The 17,592-nt window shown below is 54.6% G+C and carries 15 protein-coding genes and 1 tRNA gene; 8 read left to right on the top strand and 8 right to left on the bottom strand.

The window, feature by feature from the left end; all coding sequences use genetic code 11:
• Positions 1 to 36: 36 nt before the first annotated feature.
• From dppA to KW829_RS19905, 5 genes are all read right to left on the bottom strand, one after another.
• Positions 37 to 1,644, bottom strand: a complete 1,608-nt coding sequence (gene dppA, locus KW829_RS19925; RefSeq protein WP_010426223.1) for a dipeptide ABC transporter periplasmic-binding protein DppA — start codon at positions 1,642 to 1,644, stop codon at positions 37 to 39.
• Between the two features lie 620 nt (positions 1,645 to 2,264).
• Positions 2,265 to 2,341 (bottom strand) — tRNA-Pro (locus KW829_RS19920).
• 91 nt (positions 2,342 to 2,432) lie between these two features.
• Positions 2,433 to 4,127, bottom strand: a complete 1,695-nt coding sequence (eptB, locus tag KW829_RS19915) for a kdo(2)-lipid A phosphoethanolamine 7''-transferase (RefSeq protein ID WP_218308895.1) — start codon at positions 4,125 to 4,127, stop codon at positions 2,433 to 2,435.
• Between the two features lie 240 nt (positions 4,128 to 4,367).
• Positions 4,368 to 5,570, bottom strand: a complete 1,203-nt coding sequence (locus KW829_RS19910) for an MFS transporter (protein WP_010426225.1) — start codon at positions 5,568 to 5,570, stop codon at positions 4,368 to 4,370.
• Between the two features lie 237 nt (positions 5,571 to 5,807).
• Positions 5,808 to 6,506, bottom strand: a complete 699-nt coding sequence (locus KW829_RS19905) for an autotransporter domain-containing protein (RefSeq protein ID WP_089598231.1) — start codon at positions 6,504 to 6,506, stop codon at positions 5,808 to 5,810.
• Between the two features lie 163 nt (positions 6,507 to 6,669).
• Here KW829_RS19905 and tag point away from each other — a divergent pair, with 163 nt between their 5' ends.
• Together tag and KW829_RS19895 are read left to right on the top strand one after the other, a co-directional pair.
• Positions 6,670 to 7,251, top strand: coding sequence for a DNA-3-methyladenine glycosylase I (tag, locus tag KW829_RS19900; RefSeq protein ID WP_010426235.1), 582 nt, complete (start codon positions 6,670 to 6,672; stop codon positions 7,249 to 7,251).
• Entirely contained in the window at positions 7,229 to 7,675 is a 447-nt protein-coding gene (locus KW829_RS19895; protein ID WP_010426237.1) for an N-acetyltransferase, read from the top strand. The genes tag and KW829_RS19895 overlap by 23 nt, the downstream gene beginning before the upstream one ends.
• Here KW829_RS19895 and KW829_RS19890 read toward each other — a convergent pair.
• Positions 7,638 to 9,965 carry a molybdopterin guanine dinucleotide-containing S/N-oxide reductase gene (locus KW829_RS19890; protein ID WP_218308894.1) on the bottom strand — a complete coding sequence of 776 codons (2,328 nt, stop codon included), beginning with the start codon at positions 9,963 to 9,965 and terminating at the stop codon, positions 7,638 to 7,640. The two genes, KW829_RS19895 and KW829_RS19890, sit on opposite strands and share 38 nt — an antisense overlap.
• A 165-nt stretch (positions 9,966 to 10,130) precedes the next feature.
• Between KW829_RS19890 and KW829_RS19885 the strand changes: the two genes are divergently transcribed.
• The 6 genes from KW829_RS19885 to ghrB all read left to right on the top strand — a co-directional run bounded on the left by KW829_RS19885 (position 10,131) and on the right by ghrB (position 16,181).
• Positions 10,131 to 10,793: an OmpA family lipoprotein gene (locus KW829_RS19885; protein WP_010426241.1), complete on the top strand. Its 663-nt coding sequence runs from the start codon at positions 10,131 to 10,133 to the stop codon at positions 10,791 to 10,793.
• 179 nt (positions 10,794 to 10,972) lie between these two features.
• Positions 10,973 to 11,989, top strand: coding sequence for a LacI family DNA-binding transcriptional regulator (locus KW829_RS19880; RefSeq protein WP_010426243.1), 1,017 nt, complete (start codon positions 10,973 to 10,975; stop codon positions 11,987 to 11,989).
• 100 nt (positions 11,990 to 12,089) lie between these two features.
• Positions 12,090 to 12,839, top strand: coding sequence for a sugar phosphate isomerase/epimerase (locus KW829_RS19875; RefSeq protein ID WP_089598233.1), 750 nt, complete (start codon positions 12,090 to 12,092; stop codon positions 12,837 to 12,839).
• Positions 12,840 to 12,842: 3 nt separating this feature from the next.
• Positions 12,843 to 13,781 carry a sugar kinase gene (locus tag KW829_RS19870; protein ID WP_100167438.1) on the top strand — a complete coding sequence of 313 codons (939 nt, stop codon included), beginning with the start codon at positions 12,843 to 12,845 and terminating at the stop codon, positions 13,779 to 13,781.
• Positions 13,782 to 13,898: 117 nt separating this feature from the next.
• Positions 13,899 to 15,179 (top strand): MFS transporter, encoded by a 1,281-nt coding sequence (locus KW829_RS19865; protein WP_218308892.1) that lies wholly within the window; start codon positions 13,899 to 13,901, stop codon positions 15,177 to 15,179.
• 27 nt (positions 15,180 to 15,206) lie between these two features.
• Complete coding sequence (gene ghrB / locus KW829_RS19860) at positions 15,207 to 16,181, top strand: glyoxylate/hydroxypyruvate reductase GhrB (protein WP_218308890.1); 975 nt, start codon at positions 15,207 to 15,209, stop codon at positions 16,179 to 16,181.
• Between the two features lie 58 nt (positions 16,182 to 16,239).
• Here the strand turns inward: ghrB and cspA are convergent, their stop codons facing one another.
• Positions 16,240 to 16,452, bottom strand: coding sequence for an RNA chaperone/antiterminator CspA (gene cspA, locus KW829_RS19855; RefSeq protein ID WP_003860775.1), 213 nt, complete (start codon positions 16,450 to 16,452; stop codon positions 16,240 to 16,242).
• 247 nt (positions 16,453 to 16,699) lie between these two features.
• Positions 16,700 to 17,410 carry a DUF3053 domain-containing protein gene (locus KW829_RS19850; RefSeq protein WP_042715665.1) on the bottom strand — a complete coding sequence of 237 codons (711 nt, stop codon included), beginning with the start codon at positions 17,408 to 17,410 and terminating at the stop codon, positions 16,700 to 16,702.
• Between the last annotated feature and the right edge of the window lie 182 nt (positions 17,411 to 17,592).

Raw genomic sequence — 17,592 nt, 5'->3', positions numbered from 1 at the left:
CCCTCGCCCAAAGGGAGAGGGAGAACACCCTACTTATTATTCAACAGATACGTTTTCGAAGTGGTGTTTGCCCAGTGGATCAACCACGTAGCCCTTCACTTCTTTACGCACTGGCTCGTACACGGTGGAGTGAGCAACAATCAGCGCCGGGGCCTGATCGTGCATAACAACCTGCGCTTGCTTGTACAGTTCAATACGTTTGTTGTGATCGTCGGTCGCACGCGCCGGCTGGATCAGATCTTCAAACGGCTTGTAGCACCAGCGAGAGTAGTTGGAACCGTCTTTCGCTGCCGCGCAGCTGAACAGGGTGGCGAAGAAGTTGTCCGGATCCCCATTGTCGCCGGTCCAGCCCATCATCACCGCCTGGTGTTCACCCGCTTTGGCGCGCTTCAGGTACTCGCCCCACTCGTAGGTCACAATCTTGGCCTGAACGCCGATCTTCGCCCAGTCAGCCTGAACCATTTCCGCCATACGGCGCGCGTTCGGGTTATATGGACGCTGAACAGGCATTGCCCACAGTTCAACGGTAAAGCCTTTATCCTGGCCTGCTTCTTTCAGCAGCGCTTTCGCTTTCTCAGGATCGTAGGTGTAGTCCTTAATGTCGTCGTTATAGCCCCACATGGTTGGTGGGATCAGGTTCTTGGCAGCAACGCCAGCACCCTGGTAAACGGCTTTGATGATCGCTTCTTTGTTCACCGCGTAGGTCAGCGCCTGACGCACTTTCACGTCATCAAACGGTTTCTTCTCGGTGTTGAAGGATAGATAGCCCACGTTCAGGCCAGCCTGCTCCAGCAGGTTGATGTTCTTGTCCTGCTTCATACGAGCGATGTCAGCCGGGTTCGGGTACGGCATAACCTGGCATTCGTTTTTCTGCAGTTTTGCGTAACGCACGGAAGCGTCAGGCGTGATGGAGAAGACCAGGCGGTCAATCTTCGGCTTGGTGCCCCAATAGCCTTCGAAGGCTTTGTACAGAATGCGGGAGTCTTTCTGGTACTGCAGCAGCTGGAATGGACCGGTACCGATTGGATTCAGGTCGACTTTCTCCGGCGTACCGGCTTTCAGCATGTTGTCCGCGTACTCTTTAGAGAGAATAGAAGCGAAGTCCATGGCCAGGTCAGCCAGGAATGGCGCTTCCGGACGCGTCAGCACGAACTGAACGGTTTTATCGTCCACTTTTTTCACTTCGGCGATCAGATCCGGCAGACCCATCCCTTCGAAGTATTCATAGCTGCCGCCAGACACTTTATGGTACGGGTTCTGGGCATTTTTCTGACGGTCGAAAGAGAACACAACGTCGTCGGCGTTAAAGTCGCGCGTTGGTTTGAATTCTTTGCTGTCCTGCCACTTCACGCCCTGACGCAGGTGGAAGGTATAGGTTTTACCGTCTTCGCTGACTTCCCACTTCTCAGCCAGACCCGGAATCACTTCCGTGGTGCCGGTTTTAAATTCAACCAGACGGTTATAGATCGGTACAGAGCTTGCGTCGTACGTCGTACCAGAGGTAAAGAGCTGTGGGTTAAAGCCTTCCGGCGAGCCTTCAGAACAGTAAACCAGGGTTTTTGCCTGTACGCTTGCTGCTACGGTCATAGCCACCAGGCTCAGACCAAGCTTTAGCATCCCTGACTTCTTCAAGGAAATACTCATTATTCTGCTCCAATGTGATGTTTTGCTTTGTTGTGTTACGCCGCCTGACCTTTATTTATTTTTTACCCGGTCTGGTCGGTGGTGCCCGAAGGCTTTAAAGGGATGGAGAATCCTTTCAGAAGAGCGTTTGAGTTGCAGCGCAGATCGTCCCTGAAATGCCCCTCATGCCCTACAATCTGTCAACAGAATGTGAAAACGTCAATACAGGTGACGGGGATTTACGCGGAGTGTGAGAAACCGCAAACAAAGATTAAAAAAACCTCTGGCGCCAGTTTTCAGCAGGGAAATTTATGCTACTCACCATGTGGCAGCACAAATATCTTCATATTTCGCAACATGTAGTGATTAACTTTTATTCAGATTGGGTAAATTTTCTTGCGGAATGGTGATTATCTGAGCACTAAATTCCGCGAACGTTAAAACGCACAGCGAAAAATGCTGAGGTTATCCATAAGCAACGCGAAAAAAGATCAATCCATATATAAAAAAATACAATGGATAATGTCACAAAATCGTTAACAGGCAGGGTGAAACAGGGCTAAGGGGCGTTTTAGTGAGTCTGGCTGGCTAACGCCATAATGCAAAAAGGGCTAACCTTGCGGTTAGCCCTTTTTTAAATGTGGTCGGCGAGAGAGGATTCGAACCTCCGACCCACTGGTCCCAAACCAGTTGCGCTACCAAGCTGCGCTACTCGCCGAATGCGGAGCGCATCTTACTGCTGAGGTGCGCCCCCGTCAATCCATTATTTTCAAAAAGCCATTCAACTGGCGATATTCTCGCCAGAGCAGCTACTGCGCGGCTTTTGCGGTGTTATCAGGGAGTTTACACCAGTTGTTGTTTTCGTTAATCCCACCGTTCGGTGAGGTATAGCCGAGACAACCCATAATCGTGTCGTACAGCTCAACGTGACGGCGCGGGACCTTGATCTCTGCCTGCTGCTTCAAATGCGCAAACATTTTGGCTTTGTCAGGGTTCTCAAGGTACTTATCCGACATCCACATGATCATCGGCACGCGGAACTGCTCCGGCGGCGCAAGCTTGCGTGGCGTACCGTGCAGGTGTTCTTTTTCGTTGATGGACTCGCCGTGGTCAGCCGCGTAGATCACAATCGCTTTCTTATCGCGAAGCTCGTCGATCACCCTGCTCAGGAACGTGTCTACATACAGAATCGAGTTGTCGTAGGCATTGATCAGCTCCTGCTTGCTGCAGTTTTTGTTAATGCCGATACACTCAGGCGTCCACTTCGCGAAATCGCGCGTATAACGCTGGTAATAGCTGTAGTGCGAGCCTTTGGTATGCAGCACGATAAGGTGCTTACCCTGCGGATGGTTTTTCAGCGACTGTTCCATCTCGGAGAGCAGCAGCATGTCATCGACATTCTTCCCACGGTTGCGCGGCTCGGCACCAATCTGCTCACGATAGGCGATGTTATCCGCCATGGTGTTGGTGTAGAACCACATCTCACTTTGCATAGCGAACAGGTCGGCGCTAAATCCAAGCTGCTTCAGTACAGCAAATACGTTCTGCTCTTTGAGCGTACGCTGCGGGTTATCGCTGGCACCGCCTTCACGCACAAACATACAGCGCAGAGAGAGCTTCGTCGCGGTATCGCAGGAGTAACCGCGGTAAGCCACGAGGTTCTTTTCCTGGGCCAGTTTTGGCGTGGTATCGCGGTCATAGCCGAGAATACCCATATGATCCCAGCGCGTGGTTTCACCGATAACAAAGACGACGTAGGTATCATCCAGCCCGTCAGCCGGTGCCACGTAATTGAATTTTTTCGTCGGATTCATCAAGGATTTTACATCACTCGATTCGTCCGCCTGTGCCCAGGCATACAGGCCCAAGGCCGAGAGCCAGTTGGAGGGCAAATAGGAGTTAGCGACCACACCGCCGTAGCTTGGCATGTCTACGCCCGTCGCTTTTTCGATACGTTTTTGCTGTTTTTCCATCAAGCGAATCGGTGCCCAGACCAGTAATCCGGCCAACAGAACAACGGCGATATTCCGGATCCGCTGCCCGCGCGTGCGTAACTGGCGTAACAACGTATAGCGGCAGGTATTACTCCAGATAAAGAAGAGCGGTATCAGACAGGTTAAAACCGTCCAGACGATAAAGCCCTTACCTACGACCTCTTTCGAGAGATCGATATCGGTGGTCATGACTGACGCCACAATCCCATAGCCAATGACCACATTCATAAAGGTCATGTAATAACTGGCGGCGGCAGAAATAATGACAACCAGTGAAGCCAGAATTTGCCACGGGCGTCGGCCAAAAAGGGAAAGCAGACGTAACAGGAAGAAGGTAGCGAGGATGGAACCGAACACTTCAATTGCAGCAAAAATTCCATTTCTTACGGTGAGGTGCTCGAAATAACCTTCCACTCGTCTGAACAGCACCGCGCCATTCAGAAATAATCCGATATAGACAGCCAGCATCAGACACAATCTTTGCTGGGTAAGAGACCTAATGTATTTCATGCAAACAACCCTGGGGGAAGGGGTATAGAGACCCGCCGACTCTCATCGAGAAAACAGACAGAGTAAGTATGTGCGTAGGAAAGCGTTATCAGAAACGTCTACAAGCGCGGTAAGTAGACCACAGCGGGAGAGAAAAGTGGCAGCAGAGAATGTGATCCGTGCAAATTTTTACAAAAAAGCAAGTCAGGAAGCGTATCCCTCAGCGCAAAAAAAGAGGCCATTACGGCCTCTCCTTATTCGTTACGCATGCGCTTCGCTAAATACTTCTCGCTGCGGCTGACGAATCGTCGTCGACAACGCCAGAGAAATAATGAGCAAGGCAAATATCACGCAGAAGGTCACATAGAACCCGCCGAACAATGAAGCAATTAACGAACCGCAGATACTGCCGATCCCGAAGCCCAGATAGATGACACCGTAGTTTTTTGCCAGATTGTTCAGGCCAAAGAACTCGCTCACCAGAGACGGGAAGACGGTAATGGTGCCGCCAAAGTTAAAGGCCACACAGGCAATCGCGGCAAAGAAAGTGGCCTCATTCAGCGGTGCAAACAGCAGTGCCGCCATGCCCACCAGCGAAACCACCTGCCCTATCGTAATGACCCGGATACGGGCAATTTTGTCAGACAGAATACCGAGCACCAGACGGCCCGAGAGGTTGGCAATAGAAATCACGGTGACCGCATTCGCCGCCGTGGCCGCATCCAGTTTCACCATGCCCTGCGCGATATCTTTCGCCACGCCAATGACATACAGACCGCTCATGCAGGCCGTCAGGAACATCACCGCCAGCATCCAGTACTGTGGTTTGCGCATGGACTGAGCCAGGGTGAAGTCGTTCTCCACCACGCCGTTAACGGATTTCACCTCCTGCTGTGGCGCATCGGTCATCAGCGTTGCACCGAACAGAATCATCACCAGAACGATAACACCCCAGATCATAAAGGTTTTTTCGAGGCCAACGGAGGCCAGCAAATGGGAATCGATAAATTTGAACCCGAGGCTGCCCAAACCATATGAACCGATGGCAAACGCAGAGATCAAACCTTTACGCTCCGGGAACCACTTCACGCAGTTCGACAGCGTCAGCAGATAACCAGCACCATCTGCCAGCCCCACCAGAACCCCGGCGCTCAGCCAGAGCATCATCAGGTTGTTGGAATGCGCCGTCAGGAAAAAGCCCACGCCCAGCAGTATCCCGGACGCCATGGTGACGCGCTTAACGCCAAAGCGCTCCTGCAGTTTGCCCGCGACAGAAGAGGAAAGCGCCAGCCCCAGGCTCAGCAGGCCGAAAGAGAACGCCACCTGGCTCACCGGTGCACCGAGCTTATCGGAAAGCGCACTGTTGAACAGGCTCCAGGTGTAGACCGAGCCCAGCGCGAACTGGGTGACGATAGTGCCGAAAAGCGTGAGCCAGCGCGTACGGTTATAAGTTGAAGTGTTCATGGCAGTTGTCCTGCAAGAGAAATTAAGGAAGTTCGCTGAGGACAACAATAAACAAAACCTTATTACCGCTGGGGTAAAACGGCATGAAATGCAGGAGGAACGGAATGAAATGCCTGGAATCGGGAATGAATGACCTTGCCGGGAACGGCATGCACAATTGTTAGTGCTCGCTATCGCGACAAGGCTCGCCGTTATTGTATTTAAGATGTTATCGCAACGTTGGAAAAAGTGACAACTTTAAAAGTTTGCACTCACACCCAGGGTGTACATAAACTCCTCGCCCGTCGTGGTGTTTTCCCCCTGAGCCAATGACGCATAGGCCGCCATATGGGTTGTAAACGGCATATCCGTTCCGACGGTCACGTCCATCCAGCTGCTGTTTTGTGCAATAGCAGGCGTCTGTGACATCCCGAACTGAGATTTCCACTGGTTCTCGCCAAACTGCTGATTGAAACTGACCTGCGCCCAGGGCCGAAGATCGCCATATTGCGTATCCACGCGCCAGCCCAGGCTGCTCACGCTGGCATGCCAGAGCGGATCGGTCAGCCCCTGCGTCGTCACGCTATCGCCGAATTCATTAATCATCATGGGCGTCGTGCCATCGTAACGCCACGCCATCACCGGGCCGGTTGTTATATTTCCCGCCAGCGGAAAATTCCAGCCCACGCTCATACTGCCTTCCGCTGTCGGGCCGGAAGGCGAATTCAGGGCAAGCCCAGGTCCAGTTTGCGAAGTCTTAATACGTTCTGCCAGAATGTCTTCATAACGCGGTTGGTGATCCGCATCCCATGTATAGCGTTCCGCCGTATTACTTTGTGCGTCTGAAACGATATATTCCTGTTGCCAGGCAGATGCTGTGTGACAAAAAAACAACCACGCTGAAATCCCCACCAGGCCAGAAACAGCATGGCGACCACTGATTTTTTTTATCATCATCAAAGCGACTCCAGAAAGAGCCAATTTCGGCGATATTTATCGTTGTTCAGGAAGAGGTTAACGGGCATATAGCCCTGTATTAACTATTGTCTTTAAAGTAGACACGTCAAGCCTGACGAAATGAAATTTTTTGCGATAACCGTGTGAATAAGGGAGATAACCTATGCAACGTTGCGGCTGGGTAAGCCAGGATCAGCTCTATATCGACTATCACGATCGTGAATGGGGCATACCGGAAACGGATGGCAAAAAACTGTTTGAAATGATCTGCCTTGAGGGCCAGCAGGCGGGTTTGTCATGGATTACCGTACTGAAAAAACGGGAAAATTACCGCAACGCCTTCCACCAGTTCGATCCTGTCGCCGTCGCCGCCATGACCGAAGAGGACGTCGAACGACTGGTACTGGACGCTGGTATCATTCGTCATCGCGGGAAAATCCAGGCCATCATCGGCAATGCACGCGCTTACCTGGCGATGGAGCAAAACGGCGAGTCATTTTCAGAATTTGTCTGGTCTTTTGTGAATGACACGCCACACGTCACGCAGGCCGCTACGCTCGGGGAGATCCCCGCCTCCACACCCGCTTCAGATGCACTCTCTAAGGCGCTGAAAAAACGCGGTTTTAAATTTGTGGGCAGCACCATCTGTTACGCCTTTATGCAAGCCTGTGGGCTGGTCAACGATCATATTACGGGCTGCTTCTGTCATCCGGGAGGCCACCATGATCCGCAAATGGCAAAGTGAAAATACCGATCCGCTCCTGAGTCTGTGGCTTGCAAGCACCACGGAGGCGCATCCGTTTATCGATGCAAACTACTGGAAAGAGAACGAAGCCATGGTGCGGGAGGTTTACCTGCCGTCGGCGGAAACCTGGGTCTGGGAACAGGACGGAAAGCCGTGCGGATTTATCAGCGTGATGCAGTCGCAGTTTGTCGGCGCGCTGTTTGTCGCACCGTCGTACATCGGGAAAGGTATCGGGCGGGCGCTGCTGAACCATGTTCAACAGCGCTTTCCGCATTTAAGCCTGGAGGTGTACCAGAAGAATGTCCGGGCAGTGAATTTCTACCATGCGCAGGGCTTTCGCATTGAAGATAGCGCCTGGCAGGATGATACCCAACACCCGACGTGGATCATGAGCTGGCAGGCGGATCAAACGCCGTTAACGTAAGCGCTGGCCCCTGATATTTCTCGACCCATGCCAGCGCCGTATTCCCCGCGCAGCCATTCCCCAGCTTCGAGCTGGGGAGATCTTTGGTCAGCACGTTAACCGCCCCGTTTTTACAGATACCGCCTTCGCTCAGGTCCAGATCCGGCCATGCCCCCTGGTGAATGCAGATAACGCCCGGCTTAATCCCGTCGCTCACCACCGCTCCCGCCAGCACCTGTCCGCGCCCGTTCCAGACGCGCACCACATCGCCATCTGCGATTCCACGTGCTTTCGCATCTTCGGAATGCAGGGTAATGGGCTCGCGCCCGGCAACCGCATACTGCTCGCGCAGTGACGTATAGTTCAGCTGGCTGTGCAGGCGGTGCGCCGGATGGGCAGATAAGATCTGAAGCTGCCCCGGCTGCGCGTTGCCGTGCCATTCGTCTGGCTCCAGCCACATGGGGTGCGGTGGGCAATCAGCATAGCCAAAGCCAGCAATGCACTCGCTGAAGAGAACGATTTTCCCGCTTTCGGTTTTTAGCGGGTGGTTCTCCGGGTCGCGGCGGAAATCAGCGAAACGGACAAACTGCGCATTTTGCTCGCTCTCCGGCATTTCGAAGATGCCGTTCGCTTCCCAGAACTCAGCAAACGGCGGTAGCGTCACCCCTTGGGCTGCGCCACGCTGGGCCGCAATCTGGTAGAAGGTTTCCAGCCATTCCAGATCCGTTTTGCCTTCGGTAAAACGCTCGCGCCCGCCCGCTTCCCAGCGCTCGCTCAGTTCCGCAAAGACATCAAAATCATCACGTGCTTCATCTCGCGGCGCGACAACACGCTTCATTGGCACCATGTGCTGGTTGCTGTAGTCGCCGGTCATGGTGAGATCGTTACGCTCAAACGAGGTGGTCGCAGGCAGCACAATATCGGCATGCTTAGCCGAGCCGGTCCAGAAGCACTCGGAAATGACCACCAATTCCGGCTTCTGCCAGGCGCGGATCAGGCGGTTGGTGTCCTGATGGTGCGTGAAGTTCGACCCGCCCGCCCACCAGACAAATTTAATATCCGGGAAGTGGCGGTCCAGACCGTTGTGCTGATAAAAACCGCCCGGGTTTTCCAGAGCTTCAACAATGCGCGCCACCGGGATTTTATCCACGGCATCCACGCCGCCCTGCACCGAGCCCTGCAGAGACGCCAGCACCGCCGCTTTACGCGTTGGGTTACCGCCGTTCGCAAAGTGATAGGAGAGACCAAAACCCCCGCCCGGCGTGCCAATCTGCCCAAGCATTGCGGCAAGGGTCACCAGCATCCAGTGCTTCTGCTCGCCAAACTGCTGGCGCTGCATTCCCCAGCCGGACATTAACATGGTGGTATTTTTATGGAACAACGCCGCCAGTTCGCGGAGTTTGCCCGCAGGAACGCCACAAATCTCTGCTGCCCATTCCGCTGTTTTAGCCACCCCATCGGATTCACCCGTCAAGTAGTCGGCGAATTTATCGAAACCGGTGGTACAACGCGCCAGAAATTCCGCATCATGCCAGCCGTTTTCAACCAGCGAATGGGCGATACCCAGCATCATTGCCACGTCGGTGCCCATATGCGGGGCAATCCACTCGGCGCTGTCGCCGAAGAAATCCATGGTTTCCGAACGCATTGGGTCAATACAGAGGATGCGCTTGCCGCTTTTGCGCAGCGCGTCGAAATATGACACGCCCTGCTCATCGCTGGCATTCCAGGCAATTTTCAGGGTGTTGAGGGGGTTAGCGCTCCACAGCACAACCACATCAGTATGTTCCAGCACCAGTGGCCAGCTGGTCTGCTGTTGGTAGACCTCATTCCCGCCCACGACATACGGCATAATCGCCTGCGCCGCACCGGTGGAGTAATCTCCCAGATGCCCGGTATAGCCCCCGGCCAGACTCATATAGCGCTGCAGCAGCGTCGAGGCCTTGTGCAGCACGCCGTTCGAACGCCAGCCGTAAGAGCCAGCAAAAATGGACGACGGACCATAGCTATCACGGATACGTTTATGCTGGGTGTGAATCAATGCCAGCGCCTCATCCCAGCTCACGCGGACAAACTCATCCTGTCCCCGAATACCTTGCGGTTTGTCTGGCGAAGCCAGATACCCTTTACGCACCATCGGCCAGCGCACGCGCGTTTTGCTATGCACCTGATCGCGAACGACAGTCTGTAACGAGTTGGGATGCTGTGTTGGCAGTGCCCCGCGGGACGACAGGACAGTTTCCCCGTCGGTTTCGACCAGCATGGGTCCCCAGTGGGCGGCGGTCAGAATGGTTTTGGTTGAGGTGCTCAAAGCGTGCGCTCCTGGTTGCGTGCAGGTTTACGGCCTTCTTAATTGAGGCGATTTATGGTTTGTCACAAATTTCAGAGTTATACACTGAATTTTCTCCGTATCTGGACGTCATAATCAACTGCCACGCTCGCCGTGGCAAAGAATAAAAAGGATTAAGGAAATAAGATGAAAAAACGCGTACTCGTTATTGCCGCTCTGGTGAGCGGTGCACTGGCTGTTTCTGGCTGCACAACTAACCCTTACACCGGTGAACGCGAAGCGGGTAAATCCGGCATCGGCGCGGGCATCGGCTCGCTGGTTGGTGCAGGCGTTGGGGCGCTCTCTTCCTCCAAGAAAGATCGCGGTAAAGGCGCACTGATTGGCGCAGCAGCAGGTGCAGCACTGGGCGGCGGCGTCGGTTATTACATGGATGTGCAGGAAGCGAAACTGCGCGACAAAATGAAAGGCACAGGCGTGAGCGTCACGCGCAGCGGCGACAACATCATCCTGAACATGCCAAACAACGTGACCTTTGACAGCAGTAGCGCAACGCTGAAACCCGCAGGCGCTAACACCCTGACCGGCGTGGCGATGGTGCTGAAAGAGTACAATAAAACCGCCGTTAACGTGATTGGCTATACCGACAGTACCGGCAGCCAGGATCTGAACATGCGTCTGTCTCAGCAGCGCGCCGATTCCGTGGCCAGCTCGCTGATCGCCCAGGGTGTTGAAGCGAACCGTATCCGCACCAGCGGCATGGGTCCGGCAAATCCAATCGCCAGCAACAGCACGGCGGAAGGCAAAGCACAGAACCGTCGCGTAGAGATTACGTTAAGCCCAATTCAGTAGGTAAAAGCAAAACGGCAACCCCGTTGCCGTTTTTAGTGTTTGCGCCCTCTCCCGTGGGAGAGGGTTGGGGTGAGGGCATCAGACCGCAACCCCCGGTAAGCGCAGCGCCGCCGGGCAAATTACTTGCTTCGTCAGATTTTCCCGCTAAGGTATTCTCACTAAATTCAGGGAAATCAGCGATGAGCAAACCAACCCGGGCCACCATCAGCGACGTGGCGAAAGCCGCCAAAACCGGTAAAACCAGCATTTCGCGCTATCTCAACGGTGAGAAACACCTGCTGTCCGACGCGCTGCTCGCCCGCATTGAACAGGCCATTGCCGAACTAGACTATCGCCCAAGCCTTATGGCGCGCGGCCTGAAACGCGGCAGAACTCGCCTGATTGGTCTGATCATCGCCGATATCACCAACCCCTACTCCGTCAACGTGCTCAGCGGCATCGAAGCCGCCTGTCGCGAAAAAGGCTTTACGCCGTTGGTCTGTAACACCAACAATGAGGTCGATCAGGAGCTGCACTATCTGGATTTGCTACGCAGTTACCAGGTGGAAGGTATTGTGGTGAATGCCGTGGGCATGCGTGAAGAAGGGCTTAACCGGCTGCAGCAGTCTTCGCTGCCAATGGTGCTTATCGACCGCAAAATCCCGGAATTTGCCTGCGATGTCGTCGGGCTGGATAACACGCAGGCGGCCACGACAGCCACCGAGCACCTCATCGAACAGGGTTTTGAAGCGGTCCTTTTCCTGAGTGAACCGCTGGGAATGGTCAACACGCGTCGCGAGCGTTTAAGCGCCTTTCGCGCCACGCTGGACCGCTATCCCGGCGTGATCGCCGAAAATGCCGAGACGCCGCTGCATGAAGCTGACCAGATTGACAATACCCTTCGCCAGTTCCACACGCGCCACCGCGGAATGCGTAAAGCTGTCATCTCCGCAAACGGGGCGCTAACGCTCCAGGTTGCCCGCTCCCTCAAGCGCATTGGCCTGCACTGGGGAAGTGATATCGGCCTGCTGGGTTTCGATGAGCTTGAGTGGGCAGAGCTGGCTGGCGTCGGCATCACCACGCTCAAGCAACCCACGTGGCAAATCGGCTATGCCGCTGTTGAACAGGTGGTTCGCCGTATTGAAGGTGCCAGCGACGCCGTGCGTGAACAGGTCTTCTCTGGCGAACTGATCGTTCGCGGCTCTACCGCCCGCTAAATTCCCTTCGTGACAGCGATCATAAATTCAACATCCCAATCTTTTCTTTGGAACCGGTTCCATCTAGCGTAATACTATCGATTACGCGATGGAGTCTGGTATGAGCAGGAAAATAATGGTGGTCACCGCCGCTTATGGCGCGGACCAGGTGCGGCAGGCCGGTGGTCAACGCGCAATGCTTCCCGTCATTGCGGGCGCAGGCGCGGACGGTGTAGAAATCCGCCGCGAGCTGTTCAACAGCGAAGAGCTGCTGGCGCTGCCTGCGCTGGGTGAGTCCATCGAACTACTGGGTCTGCTGGCATGCTATTCCGCACCCGCCGCCCTGTTTATGCCCAACGGAACGCTCAACCCTGACCTCCCCCGCTATCTGGCCGAAGCCACCGCGCTGAACGCGCTGTGGTTGAAAGTCTCGCTGGGTCATTTCAACGATAAACAGCCACTTGAAGCTTTACGCGCGATGCTGAATGAAAGCGGTATGACGCTGGTGGTGGAAAATGACCAGACCGACTGCGGCCAGCTCGCGCCCATGCAGCGCTTCAAAGCCGCCTGCCGGGTGATGGCATTGCCCGTCACCCTGACGTTCGATATGGGCAACTGGCTGTGGGTGGGCGATTCCCCCGAAGAAGCCGCGCGTCATCTGGCTCCGGCCGTGAGCTATATCCACGTTAAGGCCGCCGTTCCGCATAAGGAGCAGTTCCGCGCCATTGCACCGGACCGCGCGGAATCACGCTGGCTGGACCTGCTTAATCAGCTTCCTGCCGATGCCCCGCGCGGTATCGAATTTCCCCTGGAGGGGGCAGATTTAACTGCCATTACCCGCCACTACGTTAACCTGCTGCGTGAGGAGTAAACCATGCAAAAGACGCTGGATGTGATCACTATCGGCGAAGCCATGGCGATGTTTGTGGCCACCGAAACGGGCGACCTGAGCGCGGTAGAACACTTTATGAAACGCGTGGCGGGTGCAGAGCTGAACGTCGCCACGGGCCTGGCGCGCCTGGGCCTGAACGTCGGCTGGGTGAGTCGCGTAGGGGACGACAGCTTTGGCCATTTCGTTCTCGATTCACTGAAAAAAGAGGGAATTGATGCCGCTGGCGTCACGCTCGACGGACGTTTCGCAACGGGTTTTCAGCTGAAATCTAAAGTCGAAAATGGAACCGATCCCATCGTGGAATATTTCCGTAAAGGATCGGCCGCAAGCCATCTCTCCGTGGAGGATTACCATGCCCACTATTTTGCCTCCGCGCGCCATCTGCACCTCAGCGGCGTGGCGGCAGCGCTGTCTGCCAGCTCGTATGCGTTGCTGGACCATGCGGCAACAGCCATGAAGTCTCAGGGTAAAACGATCTCTTTCGATCCCAATTTGCGCCCGGTGCTGTGGAAAAGCGAAGCGGAAATGGTCGAGAAGCTGAACCGTCTGGCGTTCCAGGCTGACTGGGTTCTGCCGGGCCTGAAAGAAGGGATGATCCTGACGGGTGAAAAGACGCCGGAAGGTATTGCCGATTTCTACCTGAATAACGGGGTAAAAGCGGTGGTGCTGAAGACCGGTGCCGATGGCGCATGGTTTAAAACGGCCAACGGCGAACAGGGCGCGGTCGCGGCGGTGAAGGTAGAGAACGTGGTCGATACCGTCGGCGCGGGCGATGGCTTTGCCGTGGGCGTCATTAGCGCCCTGCTGGAAGGTAAACCGCTGCAGCAGGCCGTTGCGCGTGGCAACAAGATTGGCTCGCTGGCGATTCAGGTGCAGGGTGACAGCGAAGGATTACCAACGCGAGCAGAGCTCGGCGTTTAAATTCCCTCTCCCCGTGGGAGAGGGCCAGGGTGAGGGCAACAGGCCGCACCAAATAATTAAGCCACCGTGTACCCTACAGACAACGGCGGTAACAACCTCAACAACAGAGGCAAGCCTATGAACAGTTCGACCAATGCAGTAAAACGCTGGTGGTACATCATGCCAATCGTGTTTATCACGTACAGCCTGGCGTACCTCGATCGTGCTAACTTCAGTTTCGCATCCGCTGCGGGGATCACCGAAGACCTCGGTATCACCAAAGGTGTATCCTCCCTGCTCGGTGCCCTTTTCTTCCTCGGCTACTTCTTCTTCCAGATCCCCGGCGCGATTTACGCGGAACGCCGCAGCGTGCGCAAGCTGATCTTCGTCTGCCTGATCCTGTGGGGCGCCTGCGCGTCACTGACCGGCGTGGTAAACAATATTCCTGCTCTGGCCGCCATTCGCTTTATCCTCGGCGTCGTTGAAGCGGCGGTCATGCCGGCGATGCTGATTTACATCAGTAACTGGTTTACCAAATCTGAACGCTCGCGCGCGAATACCTTCCTGATCCTCGGTAACCCGGTCACGGTACTGTGGATGTCGGTGGTGTCTGGCTACCTGATCCAGTCCTTCGGCTGGCGCGAAATGTTTATCATCGAAGGGGTGCCAGCAGTGATCTGGGCATTCTGCTGGTGGGTGCTGGTGAAGGATAAACCTGCCCAGGCGAAATGGCTTTCCGAAGATGAAAAAGCCGCGCTGCAGGCTCAGCTGGACAAAGAGCAGCAGGGTCTGAAGGCGGTTCGCAACTACGTTGAAGCCTTCCGCTCCCGCAACGTGATCCTGCTGTGCGCGCAATATTTTACCTGGAGTATTGGCGTATATGGCTTCGTGCTGTGGCTGCCGTCGATTATCCGCAGCGGTGGCGACAATCTTGGCATGGTCGAAGTGGGCTGGCTGTCATCCGTGCCTTATCTGGCTGCCACCATCGCGATGATTATCGCTTCCTGGGCATCGGACAAACTGCAAAATCGTAAGCTGTTCGTCTGGCCCCTGCTGCTCATCGCTGCCTTTGCCTTCATTGGCTCCTGGGCAGTTGGTGCGAACCATTTCTGGGTCTCTTATACGCTGCTGGTGATTGCGGGTGCAGCGATGTACGCCCCGTATGGTCCGTTCTTTGCCATCATTCCGGAAATGCTGCCGCGTAATGTGGCAGGCGGTGCGATGGCGCTGATTAACAGCATGGGCGCGCTGGGGTCGTTCTGTGGTTCCTGGTTTGTGGGCTATCTGAACGGTGTAACCGGCAGTCCATCAGCGTCGTACATATTTATGGGGGTAGCGCTTTTCGCCTCGGTATGGCTTACTCTGACCGTTAAGCCTGCTAATAATCAACAGCACCCTGTCGGCGCGCGACACGCCTGAAACCTTTTAAAATCAACGGAGATTAGCATGAAGCCGTCCGTCATTTTGTATAAAGCACTGCCTGACGATCTGCAAAAACGTCTTGAAGAACACTTCACCGTCACGCAGGTGAAGAACCTGAGCCCGGAAACCGTGGCACAGCACGCCGGGGCATTCGCCAGCGCTGAAGGTATGCTGGGTTCAAGCGAGAAAGTGGATGTCGCCCTGCTGGAGAAAATGCCGAAGCTTCGTGCGACGTCTACCGTTTCTGTGGGTTACGACAACTTCGACGTGGATGCCCTTAACAAACGCAACGTTCTGCTGATGCACACGCCACATGCCCTGACGGAAACCGTGGCCGACACGCTGATGGCGCTGGTGCTCAGCACGGCCCGTCGCGTGGTGGAAGTGGCTGAGCGCGTCAAAGCGGGCGAATGGACCAAAAGCATTGGTCCGGACTGGTTCGGCGTGGACGTTCACGGCAAAACGCTGGGCATAGTGGGTATGGGGCGTATCGGGCTGGCGCTGGCACAGCGCGCGCATTTCGGTTTTAACATGCCGATTCTTTACAACGCACGCCGTCGCCACAACGAAGCTGAAGAACGTTTCAATGCGCGTTACTGCGAGCTTGATACGCTGCTGCAGGAAGCTGATTTCGTCTGCCTTATCCTGCCACTGACGGACGAAACGCGTCACCTGATTGGCAAAGCCGCGTTTGAAAAGATGAAGACGTCGGCCATTTTCATCAATGCGGGTCGCGGCCCGGTGGTGGATGAAAAGGCGCTGATTGAGGCGCTGCAAAACGGCGAGATCCATGCAGCAGGCCTGGACGTGTTTGAACAAGAGCCGCTGTCAGTAGATTCCCCGCTGCTCAAACTGCCAAACGTCGTCGCCCTTCCCCACATCGGCTCTGCCACTCACGAGACGCGCTACAACATGGCGGCTACTGCGGTAGATAACCTGATTGCCGCGCTCGGCGGAAAAGTGGATAAGAACTGCGTTAACCCACAGATCCAACAGTAGAAACGAAAAAACCCGCCAGAAGGCGGGTTTTTGAATTTTGTGCTACTGGGTTGGAAGCTTACAGGCTTACAACGTTACCAGCTGCTGGGCCTTTAGCGCCGCTTTCGATGGTGAAGGAAACTTTCTGACCTTCATCCAGAGATTTGTAGCCATCGTTCTGGATAGCAGAGAAGTGTACGAACACGTCTTTTGAGCCATCGTCAGGAGTGATGAAGCCGAAACCTTTATCAGCGTTGAACCATTTTACCAGACCAGTCATTTTAGCAGACATAGAAATTACCTTATTAACAAATATATTGTGCCTTCCGGCTTGATGGATTGCGTTACAGATTTTTAAGCGATGAAGGAAGGGTCACAACGAAGGGTATCTATGGATAACAATCTGGACTGCTTTACTAAACTGCTTTAGGTCTGTGTAACAAACCGACGGGGATAGTTATACCGATGTGGTAGAGGAATGACAAGCGTTATTTTCAATACCCCTAAAAAAAACCCCGCACGAAGCGGGGATTTTTATCTTACTCGGTGGCAGCGACTGCCGCACTCCACGCCTGGCTAAAGGCCTGGTGCTGGGAAGCCAGCGGCCCAATCAGCGTATTATATTGACTTGCCTGCTGTGAGGTTGGGAACTGGATACCGTTAGAGACAAAGCTCACCTGCGTCCCCTGTTGGGAGATAAAATCCCCCACCTGAACCAGCTGCTGCGTGAAGACCTGCGCGGCCGGGATCAACGGCTGCAAAGCATCAGACGGCTTCGTCACCACTTTCTCATACACTTTGTCAAAGACAGGCTTGAGATCCTCGCCCTGTTTCAGCGCAGAACGTGACGCATCAGCCTGCATTTTCGCATTCTGTAACTGCTGGCTCAGCACGCCAAGCGCACCGTTGGACTGGCGCAGCGGTTCACGTTGGGTCATATAATCCTGCGGTACACGGATCGCATTAACGCTATCCAGCACCGGACGAAGGCCGGAGTCCATCGCCTGGCTCACCTGCTGCGAATAACCATAAAGGATGGCGTAATCGGACACGAAAGGACCAAACTGTTTTTTCTGATCCGCAGTCAACGTTGGTAAACGCTCGCCGCTACGCATCACTGTATTCTGCAGAAAATCGATAAACGCTTTGCGCTGATCGCCTTCTTTATCGAAACACCCACTCAGGCTAACTACCATCAACAACGCCGCAAGAGGCGCAAACCAGCGAGAGCAGGACTTTCCTGTCGCCATTTTATTACTCCTTTCACCCAAAAAAGCGCACACCGGCACACGCGTGCCCAACGCTGACAAGGATAGTCCAGGTCAGCCCCGCAAGATACTCTTTTCATGCAAAACGGCTATTGCCGTTTTATTTCTTACCATTTACAAAAAAATACCTGTCGAAGCCGATATATGGCTAATCAGGTAATTAG

Source organism: Enterobacter sp. ENT02, from assembly GCF_019219165.1.
Lineage (GTDB): Bacteria > Pseudomonadota > Gammaproteobacteria > Enterobacterales > Enterobacteriaceae > Enterobacter > Enterobacter mori.
This window is presented reverse-complemented; position numbering and strand designations above follow the sequence as displayed.

What these genes read in the sequence shown, in the direction of transcription:
- dppA (WP_010426223.1), bottom strand. Translation starts at nt 1,644, where the DNA reads ATGAGTATTTCCTTGAAGAAGTCAGGGATGCTAAAGCTTGGTCTGAGC.
- eptB (WP_218308895.1), bottom strand. Translation starts at nt 4,127, where the DNA reads ATGAAATACATTAGGTCTCTTACCCAGCAAAGATTGTGTCTGATGCTG.
- KW829_RS19910 (WP_010426225.1), bottom strand. Translation starts at nt 5,570, where the DNA reads ATGAACACTTCAACTTATAACCGTACGCGCTGGCTCACGCTTTTCGGC.
- KW829_RS19905 (WP_089598231.1), bottom strand. Translation starts at nt 6,506, where the DNA reads ATGATGATAAAAAAAATCAGTGGTCGCCATGCTGTTTCTGGCCTGGTG.
- tag (WP_010426235.1), top strand. Translation starts at nt 6,670, where the DNA reads ATGCAACGTTGCGGCTGGGTAAGCCAGGATCAGCTCTATATCGACTAT.
- KW829_RS19895 (WP_010426237.1), top strand. Translation starts at nt 7,229, where the DNA reads ATGATCCGCAAATGGCAAAGTGAAAATACCGATCCGCTCCTGAGTCTG.
- KW829_RS19885 (WP_010426241.1), top strand. Translation starts at nt 10,131, where the DNA reads ATGAAAAAACGCGTACTCGTTATTGCCGCTCTGGTGAGCGGTGCACTG.
- KW829_RS19880 (WP_010426243.1), top strand. Translation starts at nt 10,973, where the DNA reads ATGAGCAAACCAACCCGGGCCACCATCAGCGACGTGGCGAAAGCCGCC.
- KW829_RS19875 (WP_089598233.1), top strand. Translation starts at nt 12,090, where the DNA reads ATGAGCAGGAAAATAATGGTGGTCACCGCCGCTTATGGCGCGGACCAG.
- KW829_RS19870 (WP_100167438.1), top strand. Translation starts at nt 12,843, where the DNA reads ATGCAAAAGACGCTGGATGTGATCACTATCGGCGAAGCCATGGCGATG.
- KW829_RS19865 (WP_218308892.1), top strand. Translation starts at nt 13,899, where the DNA reads ATGAACAGTTCGACCAATGCAGTAAAACGCTGGTGGTACATCATGCCA.
- ghrB (WP_218308890.1), top strand. Translation starts at nt 15,207, where the DNA reads ATGAAGCCGTCCGTCATTTTGTATAAAGCACTGCCTGACGATCTGCAA.
- cspA (WP_003860775.1), bottom strand. Translation starts at nt 16,452, where the DNA reads ATGTCTGCTAAAATGACTGGTCTGGTAAAATGGTTCAACGCTGATAAA.
- KW829_RS19850 (WP_042715665.1), bottom strand. Translation starts at nt 17,410, where the DNA reads ATGGCGACAGGAAAGTCCTGCTCTCGCTGGTTTGCGCCTCTTGCGGCG.